A 16,703-nucleotide genomic window follows, 5' to 3' on the forward strand; every position below is an offset into this window, starting at 1 on the left:
AGCTGCATTGGGGAAGTTCCCGTAGAAACCGTTAATACCTGGGAAAAGCCATTAACGCTCGGTTTTTTTCTGAACCGGTACTGCTGTGCGCTTCATCAGTATTTTTCCAGTTTTTGATCAGGTTACCGAAACCTGTACGATGCTATCTTGAGCTCTTTTTTATAATTATAGTGTTTGGTGCACTTATTTTTTAAAAAGTATAATTCACGCTTAGGCTGAACATTCTTCCGCTGTAAGCCCGGAACATAATCTTGTCAATATTTTTATCATACCTGTCTGTTGCTCCCGGAAGAAGTTCCCAGCCTTCCCTTTCTGTTCCCACATTACTTCCCCCTCCATCTTTTGCAGCCAGATAAGAATTGAAATTGTTATAATATTCTTTTACCCTGTTGAAGAGATTTCTTACATTAAATTTTACTTCAAAATTTCTGTTACGAAGGAATTTATAAGAGATCTGAGCATCTGCCACTGCATAAGGCCGCTGGATTTCTTCTCCTTTGTACGCATATCCTACCGTGATGTACTGGTCTCCTTTTGCGTTATACAAAAAACTCATCCCTAACCGGTTTCCGTCATAGACCAATCCAAGATTGTAGGCATAAGGAGTCTGGCCGTAAAGCGGACGTTTCACTTCATAGGTTTCATCATTATCACCTGTTTTATACAGATCTTTAAAAGCCACTACTTTGGTATGGTTATAGGTAAAGTTTCCGCTTATGAAAAGCTTTTCCATAAAAGTTCCGTCAGCAATAAAGCCTAAACTTTTTCTTATCTCCGCCTCTACTCCTATCAGCTTTGCATTTTTTGAATTTCCATTGTATAGGAAAAGGTTTCCTTCACTGGAAATATGGCCTTCACGCTCAATAGGTCTGTCAATATTTTTGTAATACAATCCTGCTGAAAATATCTCACCGAGTCCTGGAAACCATTCAAACTTAAAATCATAATTATTAATCACTGATGAGCTCAATTCCGTATTGTAAATCAAACCATTGGCAATAGGATCAAAATACGGAAGTCCTGTTCTTTCATTAAATTGAGGACGGATGACAGATTTATTGTAAGCAAGCCTCAGGTTGATCTTATTGGTAGGACTGTACGTAAAATTCACGGAAGGCATCCACTGCCATGGCTTATCATCTATAGCTGTTCTCGTGATGTATTTGGAGTCGGAAGCATCCAGCTGCTGGGAAATCATATCATATTTAAAATATTCTGCACGCAGCCCCCAGACAAGTCTCAATTTATTCTTCCAACGGTTGTCGAACATGAGATACACAGCATGCTGATTGACTTCTCCTTCATATTTGTCATTTTTGTACAATGCTTTGGTTTCCCAACCAATACCACCCGGAACATAATGGGTACCATTAAACCAGTCAGCAAGTGAACCATACATCGTCAAATAGTTCTTCTCGCTATTCGGAACGTCCCGGTTTTCGTCAACACGAAGAAAAAACTTCTGCTGTTGGTTGGTATTGTTTTTTATAGCTCCGGCATATCCGGTTTTAATAGTGTTCTTAAAATTTCCGGCATCCATATCCCATTTTACAGAAGCTCCATAGTTGTAATCTGTTTCTCTGTTTTCAATGTATCCTCTGTAAAAATCGGCTCCGGAATTGTAGATCTTATGAAAGGTTAAGATTTCATTTCCGATAAAGTCATACCGGGTAATATACTGTGTATAATCTTTGGTATCGGAAGAAACTCCTGTACGCGCCCCAAACCAGCTGATTTCTGTATTTCCTATTTTATGATTTCCTTCGATTTTATTTTGTAAAAGGGTCTGAAAAATCGGATAGTTGGTATTATCGGTATAAGGTTTGTCTAAATTTTTGATCTGAGCCGGATCATTATTGGGGATAATTCCGTGGTAGAAATAATTATAGGCTAATTCTGCATTGGCAGCCATTCCGCTCCCGGTTGAGTATTCATTCCATCCGGTTACTCTCGTCAAAGTATTGTCAAAAATATGGGTATAGGAATTCCGGAATGAAATTCTGTTTTTACCTAATTGTAACCCGAAATTAAGCATCCCTGCCAACGTAGAATTATAGTTATAGGAAGCTCCACTGTTTTTGAAGTTGTAAAACGGAATCTGCCCGTTTGCATCCGGCATTCCTGTGGTATCCAGCCAGTTTCCTCTTCCCGTATGGTCTATATCCAGTTTATTCTGTTCATTTCTGATGACAAATGCTCCGGCAAATCCCCATTTATTGTTGTTTTTGAGTGCGTATGTCCTTCCTAATGCCAGTTGAATGTTGGATCCCATGTCACCTCTGGTTTTATAGGTACTGAAATTGTCATTGGTAAATTGTCTGGACTGTTCAAAAAATTTCGGATCCGTCCAGTTTACCGCTTCAAGACCTTTGGGAAAATCCCTTGTCCCGTCATCATATCCGAAATAATCATACTTTCCCCGCTTGCGTGTCAGGAATTCTTTAAATGCTGACTGATCGTTATAAGAAGTTCCCATGGTTACAGTTGTAAAATTTTCGTTGGGAATATCTTTGGTTCTCACTTCCACATAACCTCCTGCAAAGCTGGCATTCATATCGGGTGTTGCAGATTTACTCACCACGACACTCTCCACCATGGCAGTAGGAATGATATCAAATGAGAAATTCTGATTATAGGCTTCTGTACTCGGGAGATTAATTCCGTCCATGGCTGCGGTATTCCATCGTTCACCCATAGATCGTACTACTACATATTTATTATCTATAGTGGTAATTCCCGTTACTCTTTTCAGAGTCCCTCCTACGTCGCTGTCCGGTGTTTTAGAAATCTGTTCTGCTGAAATACCGTCACTCATCTGTGCCGCTTTTTTCTGTTGAGCAAGAAGCCCTGCCTGGGTATCTGCTTTACGCGCTGCAGTAATCACGACTTCTTTAATATCTGTAATTTTATCAGAAGCCTTGTTCAGGGCAAATGATACGGAGTTCGTTTCTTTATTAATAACGGATAGTTTTTCAACTCTCAGTGTATTGTATTTTGGAGCTTTTATCGTCAGATTATAAGTTCCTGAGGGAAGATCTATTGTAAAATCTCCGTTATTATCTGTTACTACGGTTTTCTGGGTAATATTAATTTCTGCTCCGGTAATGGGATTTCCTACCTCATCCACTATTTTACCGGAAATACGTCCGTTTCCCGGTACAGAGATGTTAGAACTTTCATATTTTATTGAAATAAGATCACCATGCAGACGGTACACAACGGGAAGTCCATTGGTAATATCTTTCAGACAGCCATTAACGGATGTATTTTCACATTTCACTCCTTTTACCTTCAGCTCTTTAATATCTACCTTGGAATAAGCCAGCCTCATTCCCGTTTTTCCGGCAAATTCCTCCAAAACTTCAATCAACGGTCTGTTGGCAGGTACAGAAAATGTTACTTTCTGAACCAACTCCTGTGCTTCTGCGGCTACAGTAAAAAATAAGGCTGCTATGGTAATCCCACATTTCAAACTTTTCATACTTAAAGTGTTCTCTTGATTATGATTATTTAATTTTTAGTAGTGTTTTATTTTTTCAGGATATAGGTGTTTTCTTTTTTCTGTACTTCCAATCCAAGGATGAAGGCCAGTGATTCAATATTTTCTCCTACTGTTCCTCCGGTAAAGTCAGCAGTGATCTTCTTGTCTTCAGCATCTTTAGGATATAATACTTTTGTGTTATAGTTACTCTCAAGAACAACTACCACTTCTTTTAAAGGAACATCATTAAAGCTTAAAGACAGTATTGCAGAAATTTTCCTGGCCGCATTTTTCACCGGACTTATTGAAATGATCGCTGTAGTATGTGCAATCCCGAAATTTGTCCATTTCTGATTAGGCTTAAGGAAAGAAACCGGAACTCCGGGAGAGGATACAGCCACCTTTCCTTCATAAAGATCAACCGCTTTTTTCTTTCCGGACTGTGAGATTTTAAATACTGTTCCCAATACTTTAGTACTGAAACCATCAGCACGCACTACAAAAGGATGTACTTTTGACTTAGCCACGGAAAAAATGGCATCTCCTTTTAAATTCACAACCCTGGTAGAGGCAGGAAATGATTTATCAACAGTGAGTTCAGCGCCTGGTAAAAGAGTAACTACAGATCCATCTTCAAGATGAACAATACGGTTTTCTGATTTTGCAAGATAAACATCGGGCTTAATGAACATGGTATAGGTGAAAATACCTCCCAGCGACAAAAGCAGAATAATAACTGCTGCCATTTTATATAGGTTTGTTTTCAACCTTTTTGCAGAATGTATAGAAATAATATCTGTTTGAGAAAAATAATGCTCCAGTCCGGATAATACCCTTTCTCTGGATTCTTTTCTATGAACAGTATCCAGATCTTTTTCAGTCTGGATTCTCCATTTTGTTAAAAGTTCATTTTCCTTTTCAGAAATTGGGTTATCAGAAACTTCCCGTTCCCAAAGTCTGAAAACAAAGGCTTCAATATTTTTATATGTTAAATGTTTTTTCATAAAGTCTTTCATAGTATTCACAGATACTTCTATCTATAAGACCGTGAAAATGAAAAACTTCCCCAGGGTATTGTTAATGTTATATTCACATTACAACCAAATTGTTAATAATTTTCGTTGTTTTTCACATTTACTAAACATTAACATCTTGTTTAACCCTCTTTTTTCAGAAATATTTAATCTTACCATCCCCAAAGTTCACAAAAAGTTAATTTTCCTTTAGGTAATTTTGTAACACAATATGAGCCCAACAGACTATACATTATTAAAGAAAATAAAATCAGGCGACCGTCCTGCATTTATGCTGCTGTATGACCGATACTGGGATAGTCTATATAGCTTTGTTTTTGTGCGCACGCGGGATAAAGAAATTGCTGAGGAAATCCTTCAGAACCTATGGATAAAGATCCTTGAGAATACAGATACGATACAAACTGATGACTCCGAAAGTGCAAAAGGCTACCTTCTCCGCCATCTTCATTATCGCATCCTTGACTTTTATAACAATTATAAAAAAGCCCCTCCCACGCTGAGCATTGATGAGTTTGACATCCCTAATGAATTTGAGATATCGGATACAGAGTATTTTGAGATCCTTGAGGAAAATGAAATCAATAGTTTATTATTAATGATTGATGAAGTGGTTGCCCAGCTTCCTTCAACGGAGCAACAGGTATATGATATGAGAATCCGGAAAAATATGTCCGTTAATGAAACCGCAGAAGCATTAGGAGTAAGCAATAAGACAGTAAGTAATAAATTAAGCAAAGCTTTGGGGGAAATCCGCGAACAACTGAATCCTGAATATCAGTCGTCTAAAAAACTGGTTTCTATTCTTTTGTTGATGGAGGTGTTGACGAGGTATTGAGATGCGGGTTGCGGGGTTGGGGTTGTGTCAATGATCAATTTGCTACGCAGTCAATCGTCAATTTTTGTAGCATATATTAAAGTTCACAGCGAAGCGGATTCACTATTCACTATTCGCTACTCACCAAACACCGGTAAAAAAGCTGTATTAAAATCCAGGATTTTAAAATCGGCAAGGTTTGAATTTATGCTTTCGTCATTATTGGTGAAAATTATAGTCTGCATTCCAGCTCCTTTCGCCGCTTTTAATCCTGAGTGGCTGTCTTCAATAGCAATACAGTGTTCAGGAGAAACACCCAATTTTTTTGCAGAAGTAAGATAAACAGCTGGATGAGGTTTTCCATGAGTTTCAAACTCTGATGAGTGAACAGTGTCAAATAAATCACTAACCTGAAGCTTTTCAAGAACAGCATTAGCTACACGCAAAGGAGCATTAGTTGCCAGTCCTATCTTGTATTCTTTATTCTTAAGATTTTTAATAAACTCCTGCACTCCAGACATTGTACAGTCTTGGTTCTTTATCATTTCTATCACTCTTGTAACCACCTTATTTTCTAAATCAGATGCATCAAAATTTTCCCATGGAAATCTTTCATACCAGAATTCTGTCACTTCCTGAGTGGTCATGTATTTGGTTTGTGCTGCAAGATCCTCCGTGACCTGCACTCCATAAGATGAAAATACATCAAGCTCTGCCTGAGTCCAGAATTTTTCTGAATCTATCAGCACACCGTCCATATCAAATATTACTGCTTTTAAAGCCATCTTTTGAATGATAATTATAAGTTATAAATGATGAATTAATGGCTGATTTTATAAACACAGCGCTGTCCGCCGGAAATAATATGATCTACTCTTTCAACCTTATGATCCTTTCCTATTAGTGATTGGAAATTAGATAGCTCGGCGCGACAAAACCCTTGACATTCTGTTGCGGCAGCACATATCGGGCAATGATTTTCGATCAGAAAATAATCTTTTCCTTCTTTTTTCCATTCTGCCATATATCCTTCTTCACTCCGTATTTTTGCTAGGGATTCGAGGCGCTGTTCCAAAGATTTTGCCTTAGAAAGTACTTTTTCGTATCGTTCATGAGTACTCTTCTCACGGTCACTGATTAATAACTCCAATGCATTTTCACCCAAAAGATTTTTCACTGATTTCAGAATCTGGACAGTTATATCTGCATGGGTATCAGGAAACTGAGCCAATCCTTTTTCTGTAAGGGTATAATAAGTAGATGGACGCCCCACGCCTTCGCTCTTCACTGAAGACCGGATCAATCCCTCCTGAGCAAGATTCAGTAAATGTTTTCTTGCCCCTTCTTTCGTAATCGACAATTCTTCAGCAATAAGAAGTGATGTAACCTCACCTCTCATCTTTAAAAACATCAGAATGCGATCCGCTGCCGGCTTCTTCATTTGACAATATTTAGGTTGTTTTATTTTTCAACAACAAATATAGTCATTTTCTATAATCTCCAAAAAAAGTAACTAAATCAAACATTTACAAACTGTTATCTTTTAAAGCAACGCAATCAATAAAACAACCAAAATGTTGTTTTATTTAAATAAATTTTTACCTTTGTCCTATAATAATCAAAAAAATAAATACGATGAACCCATTTACATTACCTCAGTTACCTTATGCTTATGATACTTTGGAGCCTTTTATAGATAAAGAAACAATGACAATTCACCATCAGAAACATCATCAGGCATATGTAGATAATCTGAATACTGCACTGTCACAAACCAATGAAACCAATCCCGATCTTGATTCTTTACTGCAAAGAGTAAGTGAATACAGCCCTGCTGTAAGAAATAATGGCGGGGGACATTATAACCACTCTTTATTCTGGGAAATTCTTTCTCCACAACCTAAACTTAATCCTGAAGGTACCCTTAATGATGCTGTCATTGCAACTTTTGGAAGCCTTGAGAACCTTAAAGCAGAAATGAAAAAAACAGGCTTATCTCAGTTCGGTTCAGGATGGGTATGGCTTTTTGTAAAATTCAACGGATCACTGGCTATCAGTTCTACTCCTAATCAGGATAATCCGATGATGGATGTTCTTTCAACAAACAGAGGCTTCCCTATTCTTGGGATAGATGTGTGGGAACATGCATATTATCTGAATTATCAGAATAAAAGGGCAGATTATCTGGATTCTTTCTGGTCTGTGCTGAATTGGTCTGCTGTTGAGAAAAAATATGAAGAGGCTTTATCAAAAGTAAGATAATTAACACTTAATGTAAATAAACTATGACTGAGGAAAATTTTATCAATAAAGCAAAAGCTTCAGGTATTATTGCCCTTGATCTTTCAGATTACAAACCCACAACGGAAATTGTGGAACTGGATATCAAAGATCATCTCTTCATGGGAATGATTGTCAAGGAGAAAGAGTTTAAAGAATCAATTGCTGCGGTGGATTTTTCTGTCTATAACGAAAAAGCAGTAGGAATCATCTGTTCTACAGATGCCATTATCCCGCCCTGGGCCTATATGCTAATCATGGAAAAACTATCTCCTTATGCTTCTTATGCCGATTTGAACAATGCAGAAACTGTTCTGCTCGATCTTTGGAAACGCCGTCTCATCTATGCGGACCTGAAACATTACAGAAATCAGAAAGTAGTCGTTCGTGCAAGTACCAATCATGATCCCGCGCTCTATTTATTAGCTGCAGGACTTCTGAAACCTTTGGTAAAAACACTGATGTATGGTGAGATAGGATTACCCAAAGTAATTTTTAAACAATAAAAAATGAAAGCAATCATATTCAACGGATCTCTGGAAAGAAGAACACAATCTACTTCCGGACTGATTTCCAACTATTTTTCAGAACGTCTGAAAATACGGGGAATTCATACTGATATTTTTACTCTCGCTGATTCCGGTATTCCGCTATTTGATATTACACTTACCAAAACTCCTTTGGCTGTAGAGCGCATGACCCAGATGTTTACCGATGCTGAGCTGCATATCTGGCTGGCTCCGCTTTACCATGGCAGTATTCCGGGCGTGATGAAAAACTGTCTGGACTGGCTTGAAGTGACTGCCAACAGATACGAACCTTACCTCACGGATAAAACTGTCGGACTGGTATGCTGGGCAGATGGTCTTCAGGCCATGCAGGGAATCAATACCATGGACTCTATCGCCAAGTCACTAAGAGCATGGCCATTACCATTCAGTGTTCCTATTGTGAGATCATCATTATTTGATCCGGAACATTCAACTGAAATTTCGGAACTCTATTCCGGTAAGTTTGATAAACTTATCAGTATTGCAACCTCAAGAAAAATAGAAAGCCTGAATTCTTCAGATTTAATAAGCCCAGCAGATTAACCTGCCAGATTCAGTTTACAGCTCATATTGATAGGCTTAAGGCAGAAATTACTGAAGATTAATGATTTAAAAATAAAAATTAGCACGCTTTATGCTGCTTATTTTCAAAGAACAGTGTTGAACTGCTGTAATTAAGTTTAGCAGGGATTTCCGAACCATTCAACGTTAAAGAAATCCCTTTTTAAAACCTTCTAAACATACATAATATGGCTATAAAAATAACGGATGCATGTATCAATTGCGGGGCCTGTGAACCTGAATGTCCCAATTCGGCCATTTACGAAGGAGCCATCGACTGGCGCTGGAAAGACAAAACAAAACTTTCAGGTCATATAACATTCCCAGACGGTACGGAAGCTGATGCTGATACTTATAATGAAGCTGTTTCAGACGAAGTTTACTATATCGTATCCGGAAAATGTACGGAATGTAAGGGGTTTCATGAAGAACCCCAGTGCAAGGCTGTATGTCCGGTAGATTGTTGTATAGATGATCCTGATCACCGCGAAACGGATGAAATATTATTAGACCGGCAGAAGTTCATGCACAATGCTTAAAAGTTGACACTAGCGTGCATCAGTTTTATTTTGTGATTAGAACTCTGCAATGTGATCAACTGTGAATGGAATCCGGGAATTCTTAAGAAATTTCTATCTTTTATATTTAATTTTCAATAGAGGCGGGTTTTAACCCGCCTTTTTATCCTTCTTTTTCATTCGGCTTTAGCCCAAATCTATTTTTCTTTAATCTCCGTGTAGATTTTTTGAGTAAAAGGAGTTTCAATACCAAGTTCTGCCCCATATTTTAAAACAGCTCCTGCAAATAATTCCAGCTCATTCTCTTTCTTTCCTGAATGAATATCCAGCTGTAAAGAAGTCGGGGTTTCAAAAGGAAATGTAGATGCTTTTTCAAAAGTTTCATCGATGATATCGTCCTGAAGGAAAATTCCTTTTTGAACTGCAATCTGCTTTATTTCTTTCATAATTTCGGTGGCTTCATATTTTTGCTGCTCATTTGTGCATACCGCCCCGATAGATGAATTATGCTTAGCTGTTACCAATCCGAAACTGGCAATGAAAATAAATTTCGTCCAGATATCCGATAATGAATTGTCTTTAAAATCAAAATCAATTTTACTTTCATTCAACAGCTCTGTAATCCATTCTACCGATGTAGAGAAATGCTGATGATCTCTTCCCACAATCATTTTTCCGGCTTTTCCTTTATGCTCTACAGTTCCTCTTTCTTTAATATGAGAAGCTACATAGATGCAGGTTGGGAGAACCGTATGCTCAGGAATTATTTTACGTATTCTGTCATAGATATCTGCACCGTTCATCATAGGAAGCAATATCGTGTCTTTATTGATGACTGGCAGCAGCTGCTTACATACATTTTCAAGATCATATTCTTTTACACAAATCAGCACCAGATCAGGATTTTGAATATCACTGATATTTTCTTCAACAGCATCAGGATGCGTTTGGCTATTGGAATGTTCGGGAGACAGCAGAGTCAATCCGTTTTCTTTTACTTTTTCATAGGTTTCTCCGCGGGCAACAAAAGAAACAGTATATTTTCCGGAAGCTTCATTGGCCTGATTTATTTTAAAACCAAAGTAACCACCTACTCCACCTAATCCTACAACGACAATATGCTTTTTGTTCATGAAATTATTTTTTAGCAAAGATCAGTGATGATTTCTGAAATATCACTTGACAAATGAAAAGAAATTAAATTTTATGAATATCTCTTCTGATCCGGCTCAGTGAACTGTCTTTGATCCCCAGATAAGAAGCAATTATCTTCAAAGGAACATGCTGAAAAATATCCGGATCTTTCTTCATCAGATTAAAATATCTTGTAGAAGCCTTCTGACTGGCCATTTCTATCAGTCTGTCGTGAATATTATAGTAATTCAGGACAAAAAGAAGTCTGCTAAACTCTCTGAATTCAGGAATATTATGGAAGTTATGCTGTACATTTTCCAATCCTGTTTCCCAGAAAACACATTCAGTCACGGTCTGGTATATTTCTTTGGTAGGCTGTTGTTTGAAAAAAGACAGAAAATCATTAACAAAACAGGGGGCTGTATAAATATTGGTGGTTATCTCCTCATTATCCTCATTCAATATATACGACCGGACATAACCTTTCTCCAGAAAGTATGTATTGGTACTGATGGCATCTTTATCCAGCAAAACAGTATTGGCTTTTAACTCAAAATGGCTGAATTTTTCAGTAATTTTTTCAACCACCTCAGCTTTGATACTGAATAAAGAATGAAAGTAAGTGTTAATTGATGATTTGTCCATGAGAATAAGAGCTATTATACATTTAGTTTTAAAAACTATCTGTAACAAAAATAGTATTTAAAAACCTTGAAGTAAAGCGCAAAAGCTTTTAATTCTAGAATATTATCCAATAAGCTTTTACATTTTTATCTTTAAATAAAAGTAATCGGTTATTATTGTACTGAAAACCTTAATGTTTGTTTTAATCAATCCTGTACAATAAAGAATATCTTGGTAGTTTATAACAAATTTTGTACTTTTTCTTCAGCAAAAAATAGCCTGCAAAAGGAAATCATTATGGACAATGGCTTCATTTATAATTTCATCGAACCTGATAAAGAGATCGCAGATTTCGTTGAAAATCTGGGAACTTTTCAGAACCTTTCAGATGAAGCTAAAGAAGTCGTGATTATTCCTGATGGAAGAATTGATTTATTTTTCTCACAATCAGCTTCAGAACCTTTTCATATTACCCTTCTCGGACTGGAAACTTATCCTGAACAAAGGTACATAGCTCCCCATACAACTGCATTTATCGTCAGCTTTAAACCACTTGCTGTTGAATATATTCTGAATACTTCCATCGCAGATTTATTGAATATCGGAAAAGAACTTTCTCCTGATTTCTGGAATTTTAAAGCTGATGATATAAAGGATTTTAACCATTGCAGCACAAAAGCAACTCAAAAAATAAAAGAACTGCTTCCTCAAAAGATTGATGAAAGAAAACAGTGGCTTTTTGAATTGGTTTATACCTCAAAAGGTGAAATGAGTGTACAAGAACTTTCTGAAAAAACAGGCTGGAGCAGCAGGCAGATCAACCGCTATTTTACCAAACAACTTGGTTTGTCATTAAAAGCCTACTCTACTATCTTGCGTTTCAGAGCGTCATTGGAACATATAGCACAAGGAAGGCTCTTTCCTGAACTCAATTATACCGATCAGAATCATTTCATCAAGGAAGTGAAGAAATTTTCAGGAGTTGCTCCTAAAGAATTATCTAAAAATAAAAACGACCGATTTGTACTATTATCAGTGTTGAAAGGAAAATAAATTTGCATTGTAAAATTTAAATTAACAATGCTGATAGACAATAAATCAATAGCAATCGTTGGCGGCGGTCCCGCAGGACTTACACTGGCAAGACTTTTACAGTTGAAAGGTGCAGACGTAAAAGTATATGAAAGAGATTTCAATAAAAATGCACGGGTACAGGGCTCACCTCTTGATATGCATGAAGATTCGGGGCTGGCAGCCATACGCAAAGCAGAACTACTGGAGGAATTTAAAAAGACCTTCCGCCCCGGAGCAGACAGGATGCTGATAATGAATGAAAAGGCAGAAATATTTTTTAATGACCATGAAACAAAACCTGAAGAAGATTTTGGACATGAACATTTCCGCCCTGAAATAGACCGTGGACCTCTAAGGAATATGCTTTTAGAATCATTACATCCTGAAACCGTAGTCTGGGACAGTCATTTTCTCACGATGGAACGTCAAAATGAAGGATGGCTTCTGCATTTTAAAAACGGTACTTCAGAATATGCAGACCTTGTTATTGCCAGTGATGGAGCCAATTCTAAAATACGGCCATATCTTACTGATATTAAACCAATTTACTCCGGAATCATCATGCTGGAAGGCAGTGTTTCAAAAGAAAAAGCACCTCAGATTGATGCCATCATTAAGGGTGGAAAAATAATGGCATTCGGAAATACCAAAAATATTCTGCTTGGCCAGAAAGGTAACGGAGATCTTGGATTTTATGCAAGCTTTAAAGCGGATGAAAACTGGCCCGCTGACAGTGGTCTTGATTTTTCTGATCATTCACAGGTACTGAAATGGTTCAAAACAGAATATTCCGGGTGGAGCCCTATCTGGGATGAATTGTTTGAAAATGCTGTAACTCCGTTTATACCACGGTTGATCTACTCTATGCCTTCAGATCAGACCTGGGAAGCACAACCTAATCTAACACTTATTGGTGACGCCGCACACGTAATGCCTCCATTTGCAGGAGAAGGTGCTAATATGGCTATGCTGGATGCCCTTGAACTGAGCGAATATTTAACAAGTAATAATTACAGCACATTACAGGACGCCATTTCCGGCTATGAACATCATATGCGCAAAAGAGCAGCCATTTCCACGCAGGAATCCCTTGAAAACGGAGAACGGATGCATTCTGAAAAGTCATTAGCAACCATGCTCGACTTCTTTAATGGTCACCTGACTTCATCATAAACAAAAGGCTGCCTCAACCAGAGACAGCCTTTTTAGGTTTAATAAACCTTTTTTCTCTCCGCGTTTTAGATCCTGATGCGGAGATTCATTTGTGTTATTTCTTGATTAACTTAGTATTATAAGTATTCTTGTCATCTTTTATAGTGATCACATACATTCCTTTTACCAAAGAAGCAACGTTGATCTTACCTTCAATTTTACCTTCCTGAACTAATCTTCCATCTGCGCTGTAGATTTTGTAATCTGCTTTACCTTTAAGGTTTTTCACTTCTACAAATGTATCTGCAGGATTAGGGTAAATAGTTATGTCTGAAGATTTGGTTTCCGCTGCTTCTCTCACAGCGAGCGTATTGGCTGTAATTTTCACGGGAAGATCCATAATACCACCTGCACCGCTTGCCAGTTCACCACATACATTAGCCAAAGCTGTCGTTGAATATTTACCAATAATTCTCATTCGTAACAACTTATCTCCGGCATAGCTAGTTGATGGAACTGTAAAGTTAATATTACCCATTCCAACATTCCCTTTAGGGGACGTCCCGGATGCCTGAGCAACTCTTTCTGATGTTTCGAAAGTTCCATTTCTATTGTAATCAATCCATACAGATAAATTTACCGGCATACCGTCTTGTAATAAATTCCCTATGTTTGGTGAAATTGTATAGGTATTACCTTGTGTCAAATTAACAATCTTGCTTGGATCCTCACTTAAATCTTTATAAGATCTTGCTGTAAGATCAGTATAATTAATATTAGCAACTGCAACTTTCAAAATTGCCCCTAAGTAAGGTGATCCTGAGTTTAATATACAATAATCTACTCCAGTCTTTAATCCTTTCGTTTTAAATGTATAATTATTAGAAAAAGTCCCGGCAACAGAGTTAACTACCGCAGCAACCTGAACCTCATAATTGGTTTCATCTTCTAAATTATTCAGAACTACAGAATTAGCCTGGCTAACCGCATTAGACCAGTTTGCTGTTCCTGTCTTTCTGTAATTAACAGAATAAGTAGCTCCCGGAACACTGTTCCATGACACTCGTGCAGTTGTTTTGAAAATTTCAGTATCAATAGCCGCAATACCTGTAGGAGCAGATGTATTAGATGTAGGGGCACTACCAATAGTAATTGAAGGAGATACTGCGTAAAATACATTACCTACAGCTGAAACTCTTAGCTTTACAGCCCCACTTAGATTACCCGGCATTTGTGCGCTATAGCTTCCGGTGTTAGGAGTTGCTGCAATAAGATTTGTCCAGGTTGTACCATTATCTGTAGTATAATCTATTTTCACACTTGTTGTATTATAAGGTGCTGCATTCGTATTGGCAACGTCCCAATAGATTGTATTTACAGCATCATTATATAATACAGAGGATGTAGTAAGCCCATTGAATTTGAAAGGCCCATCATTCCCAACTGTCACTGTAGTTGTAGAAGTTGAAACCATTGGGCGCTGAGCGTTCAGATCTCTTACCGTTACTGCATAATTCAATGTTCTTGGAATATACGATACAGTTTCCCATCCTTGCTTATCTGTAAGTGTTCCGCTCATCACAGTCTCCAACTTAGGAAAATATCTTCTTCCGGCTGGTGTACCAGGAACTGATCTTGTTAAGGTACCTTTAGGATTATATCCCCATCCGCTATCTCCTGAGATCGTAGAAAACTCATCTGTACTGTCATTCTGTTCCCAGGTATAGTTTACAGAATCATTTTCAGCATCTGTAGCAGAAGCTTCAAGATAATAAGCCGTTCCTTTAGGAATGCTATAAGCTGACAATGGATTAATTGCCGGAGCTGTATTATTAGTAATATTTTGAGATGTTCCACAGTTAGGTTTGTTCTCTAAATTAGTCAGCACCTGATCAATTGACTTGTAATGAAAATATCCATCTGCATTAGCCTGCACATTATCGTAGGTAATCCCTGCATATCCCATAATGGTTGTTCCGCCTCCTGGTTCTACATTCGCTCCCTGATTTGCATCTGTAGCAGAAGTATTTGAAAATGTGTGGTTAGCACCCAGCTGATGTCCCATTTCATGTGCTGCGGTAAAGTCAAAAACTTCACCTACCGGGATAGGCCCTTGTGTGAAAGCAGAACCTTTTTTTATATCTGTATTATTTGCAGGATCTGTACAAACAATTCCAATTCCTCCTGCATTTCCGCTTCTTTCTGCATTTTGATTAAGAACATGCCCAATATCATAGTTAGCATTTCCTACTTCAGAAGTAAGCGTCTGTTGTAGTTGAAGGTTTAAATTATTTGTATAAGGATCAGATGCAGCATCAAGATAAATAAGCTGAGGAAGGTTCTGAACTGTTAAATGAGCACCAAAATCACGTTCAAAAACACCATTTATGCGGGTCATTGTATTGTTCATTGCTGCCAAAACAACTCCTTTTTTTACATCATCCGTGGCATTAGCAGGAGTACCTGCTGCTGTTAATTGGTACTGGCTGTATTCTCCGGTAACGGACAATGCCATTCTAAAATTTCTGTATTTCGTATTGGTGGGTCTGCTCGTAATTCCAACTCCGGAAAGCATTTTTTTACCATTCGCTACCAACTTATTAATATCCTTAAAATCATGTTCTCCTGTATCACATTTAAAACCATGCTCTCCTTCATTCTTTGTTTTATAAAATACTCCATAAGTCTGTTTATCGGCACTTATCGGTTCTATAAACTGAAATACACCATCTTTAATAATCATAGACTGCATATCCGTTGGAGAAGTACTGAATCTTAAATATTTAGAAGAATCATCTACACCAACTCCCACATAAGATCCTAGCTGATATTTGTCTACAAGTGATTTATCCATTACTGGATTGCTATAGACAGCAAACCTTTCAATCTTTCCTTCTACTGTTGGTAAGGAAACAATGACAGGGCGTGCATTTTTTCCCGTTTCTTCAGCATTTTTCAGCATCTCTCTAAGAGACTTCAGATCCACTCTGTAAGAATGCTGTACATCTACTCCTTTTCTTATCTGTGAGGTTTTTTGAGAGACAGATTCCCATCTCTGAGCATTGAAAACCGTAAAACAAGACGCTAACGCGCAAACTAATAAAATTCTTTTTTTCATATAACTATTTAAAGTAATTTTGGGAGAATACATTGCAATTTTTATTGAAAGGATTATTCTGAATTGGTTTTTTAAAAACACTATCAACTATTACCATAAATTCAATAAAACAAAATATATCATATGACATTCATAATAAAACTCTTCACAAAGCTTATATTTTTTGAATAAAAAACAAAAAAAGGTAATACTACATAGATACAACACTGTTATAAATAATTAAATATCAGTAATTTATATTTTAACCATAATTATTTATTAATCTTTAAAGGTTTTGAAAAGATAAAATTATTTGAGTGTTCTTATCAAAATACTGATGGAAAAAAACATTGAAAATCAGACTAAAAAACATCTTAAAA

The 16,703-nt window shown here is 37.2% G+C and carries 14 protein-coding genes; 7 read left to right on the plus strand and 7 right to left on the minus strand.

The window, feature by feature from the left end:
- Nucleotides 1-190 precede the first annotated feature (190 nt).
- Together OL225_RS10460 and OL225_RS10465 are read right to left on the minus strand one after the other, a co-directional pair.
- Nucleotides 191-3,481 (minus strand): TonB-dependent receptor, encoded by a 3,291-nt coding sequence (locus OL225_RS10460; protein WP_264518197.1) that lies wholly within the window; start codon nucleotides 3,479-3,481, stop codon nucleotides 191-193.
- Nucleotides 3,482-3,528: 47 nt separating this feature from the next.
- Entirely contained in the window at nucleotides 3,529-4,485 is a 957-nt protein-coding gene (locus OL225_RS10465) for a FecR family protein (RefSeq protein ID WP_264518198.1), read from the minus strand.
- Nucleotides 4,486-4,726: 241 nt separating this feature from the next.
- Here OL225_RS10465 and OL225_RS10470 point away from each other — a divergent pair, with 241 nt between their 5' ends.
- Complete coding sequence (locus OL225_RS10470) at nucleotides 4,727-5,353, plus strand: RNA polymerase sigma factor (RefSeq protein WP_264518199.1); 627 nt, start codon at nucleotides 4,727-4,729, stop codon at nucleotides 5,351-5,353.
- A gap of 116 nt (nucleotides 5,354-5,469) precedes the next feature.
- On the opposite strand, the gene hxpB is transcribed toward OL225_RS10470, so the two are convergent.
- Together hxpB and OL225_RS10480 are read right to left on the minus strand one after the other, a co-directional pair.
- Nucleotides 5,470-6,117, minus strand: a complete 648-nt coding sequence (gene hxpB, locus OL225_RS10475; protein ID WP_264518200.1) for a hexitol phosphatase HxpB — start codon at nucleotides 6,115-6,117, stop codon at nucleotides 5,470-5,472.
- 35 nt (nucleotides 6,118-6,152) lie between these two features.
- Nucleotides 6,153-6,773: a helix-turn-helix transcriptional regulator gene (locus OL225_RS10480; RefSeq protein ID WP_264518201.1), complete on the minus strand. Its 621-nt coding sequence runs from the start codon at nucleotides 6,771-6,773 to the stop codon at nucleotides 6,153-6,155.
- A gap of 194 nt (nucleotides 6,774-6,967) precedes the next feature.
- On the opposite strand from OL225_RS10480, the gene OL225_RS10485 reads away from it, so the two are divergent.
- The 4 genes from OL225_RS10485 to OL225_RS10500 all read left to right on the plus strand — a co-directional run bounded on the left by OL225_RS10485 (nucleotide 6,968) and on the right by OL225_RS10500 (nucleotide 9,263).
- Nucleotides 6,968-7,594 (plus strand): superoxide dismutase, encoded by a 627-nt coding sequence (locus OL225_RS10485; RefSeq protein ID WP_264518202.1) that lies wholly within the window; start codon nucleotides 6,968-6,970, stop codon nucleotides 7,592-7,594.
- Nucleotides 7,595-7,617: 23 nt separating this feature from the next.
- Entirely contained in the window at nucleotides 7,618-8,118 is a 501-nt protein-coding gene (locus OL225_RS10490) for a DUF2480 family protein (RefSeq protein ID WP_047375552.1), read from the plus strand.
- Between the two features lie 3 nt (nucleotides 8,119-8,121).
- Nucleotides 8,122-8,706, plus strand: coding sequence for an NADPH-dependent FMN reductase (locus OL225_RS10495; RefSeq protein WP_264518203.1), 585 nt, complete (start codon nucleotides 8,122-8,124; stop codon nucleotides 8,704-8,706).
- 206 nt (nucleotides 8,707-8,912) lie between these two features.
- Entirely contained in the window at nucleotides 8,913-9,263 is a 351-nt protein-coding gene (locus OL225_RS10500; RefSeq protein WP_264518204.1) for a 4Fe-4S dicluster domain-containing protein, read from the plus strand.
- Between the two features lie 176 nt (nucleotides 9,264-9,439).
- On the opposite strand, the gene OL225_RS10505 is transcribed toward OL225_RS10500, so the two are convergent.
- The gene (locus tag OL225_RS10505; protein WP_264518205.1) at nucleotides 9,440-10,375 is read right to left on the minus strand and encodes a ketopantoate reductase family protein; all 936 of its coding nucleotides are present in this window, start codon (nucleotides 10,373-10,375) and stop codon (nucleotides 9,440-9,442) included.
- A gap of 64 nt (nucleotides 10,376-10,439) precedes the next feature.
- A complete protein-coding gene (locus OL225_RS10510; RefSeq protein WP_047375561.1) occupies nucleotides 10,440-11,021 on the minus strand; it encodes a Crp/Fnr family transcriptional regulator in 582 nt (193 codons plus the stop codon).
- A 276-nt stretch (nucleotides 11,022-11,297) separates the two neighbouring features.
- Between OL225_RS10510 and OL225_RS10515 the strand changes: the two genes are divergently transcribed.
- Nucleotides 11,298-12,053 carry a helix-turn-helix domain-containing protein gene (locus tag OL225_RS10515; RefSeq protein WP_264518206.1) on the plus strand — a complete coding sequence of 252 codons (756 nt, stop codon included), beginning with the start codon at nucleotides 11,298-11,300 and terminating at the stop codon, nucleotides 12,051-12,053.
- A 27-nt stretch (nucleotides 12,054-12,080) separates the two neighbouring features.
- Nucleotides 12,081-13,247, plus strand: coding sequence for an FAD-dependent oxidoreductase (locus OL225_RS10520; RefSeq protein WP_264518207.1), 1,167 nt, complete (start codon nucleotides 12,081-12,083; stop codon nucleotides 13,245-13,247).
- Nucleotides 13,248-13,341: 94 nt separating this feature from the next.
- Here the strand turns inward: OL225_RS10520 and OL225_RS10525 are convergent, their stop codons facing one another.
- The gene (locus OL225_RS10525; RefSeq protein ID WP_264518208.1) at nucleotides 13,342-16,344 is read right to left on the minus strand and encodes a reprolysin-like metallopeptidase; all 3,003 of its coding nucleotides are present in this window, start codon (nucleotides 16,342-16,344) and stop codon (nucleotides 13,342-13,344) included.
- Between the last annotated feature and the right edge of the window lie 359 nt (nucleotides 16,345-16,703).

Origin of the sequence: Chryseobacterium viscerum, assembly GCF_025949665.1 — a bacterium.
In the GTDB taxonomy this organism is placed as follows: domain Bacteria; phylum Bacteroidota; class Bacteroidia; order Flavobacteriales; family Weeksellaceae; genus Chryseobacterium; species Chryseobacterium viscerum_A.

Coding starts and splice junctions, on each gene's coding strand:
- OL225_RS10480 (WP_264518201.1), bottom strand. CDS start 6,773: ATGAAGAAGCCGGCAGCGGATCGCATTCTGATGTTTTTAAAGATGAGA.
- OL225_RS10495 (WP_264518203.1), top strand. CDS start 8,122: ATGAAAGCAATCATATTCAACGGATCTCTGGAAAGAAGAACACAATCT.
- OL225_RS10525 (WP_264518208.1), bottom strand. CDS start 16,344: ATGAAAAAAAGAATTTTATTAGTTTGCGCGTTAGCGTCTTGTTTTACG.
- OL225_RS10500 (WP_264518204.1), top strand. CDS start 8,913: ATGGCTATAAAAATAACGGATGCATGTATCAATTGCGGGGCCTGTGAA.
- OL225_RS10505 (WP_264518205.1), bottom strand. CDS start 10,375: ATGAACAAAAAGCATATTGTCGTTGTAGGATTAGGTGGAGTAGGTGGT.
- hxpB (WP_264518200.1), bottom strand. CDS start 6,117: ATGGCTTTAAAAGCAGTAATATTTGATATGGACGGTGTGCTGATAGAT.
- OL225_RS10470 (WP_264518199.1), top strand. CDS start 4,727: ATGAGCCCAACAGACTATACATTATTAAAGAAAATAAAATCAGGCGAC.
- OL225_RS10490 (WP_047375552.1), top strand. CDS start 7,618: ATGACTGAGGAAAATTTTATCAATAAAGCAAAAGCTTCAGGTATTATT.
- OL225_RS10465 (WP_264518198.1), bottom strand. CDS start 4,485: ATGAAAAAACATTTAACATATAAAAATATTGAAGCCTTTGTTTTCAGA.
- OL225_RS10520 (WP_264518207.1), top strand. CDS start 12,081: ATGCTGATAGACAATAAATCAATAGCAATCGTTGGCGGCGGTCCCGCA.
- OL225_RS10510 (WP_047375561.1), bottom strand. CDS start 11,021: ATGGACAAATCATCAATTAACACTTACTTTCATTCTTTATTCAGTATC.
- OL225_RS10485 (WP_264518202.1), top strand. CDS start 6,968: ATGAACCCATTTACATTACCTCAGTTACCTTATGCTTATGATACTTTG.
- OL225_RS10515 (WP_264518206.1), top strand. CDS start 11,298: ATGGACAATGGCTTCATTTATAATTTCATCGAACCTGATAAAGAGATC.
- OL225_RS10460 (WP_264518197.1), bottom strand. CDS start 3,481: ATGAAAAGTTTGAAATGTGGGATTACCATAGCAGCCTTATTTTTTACT.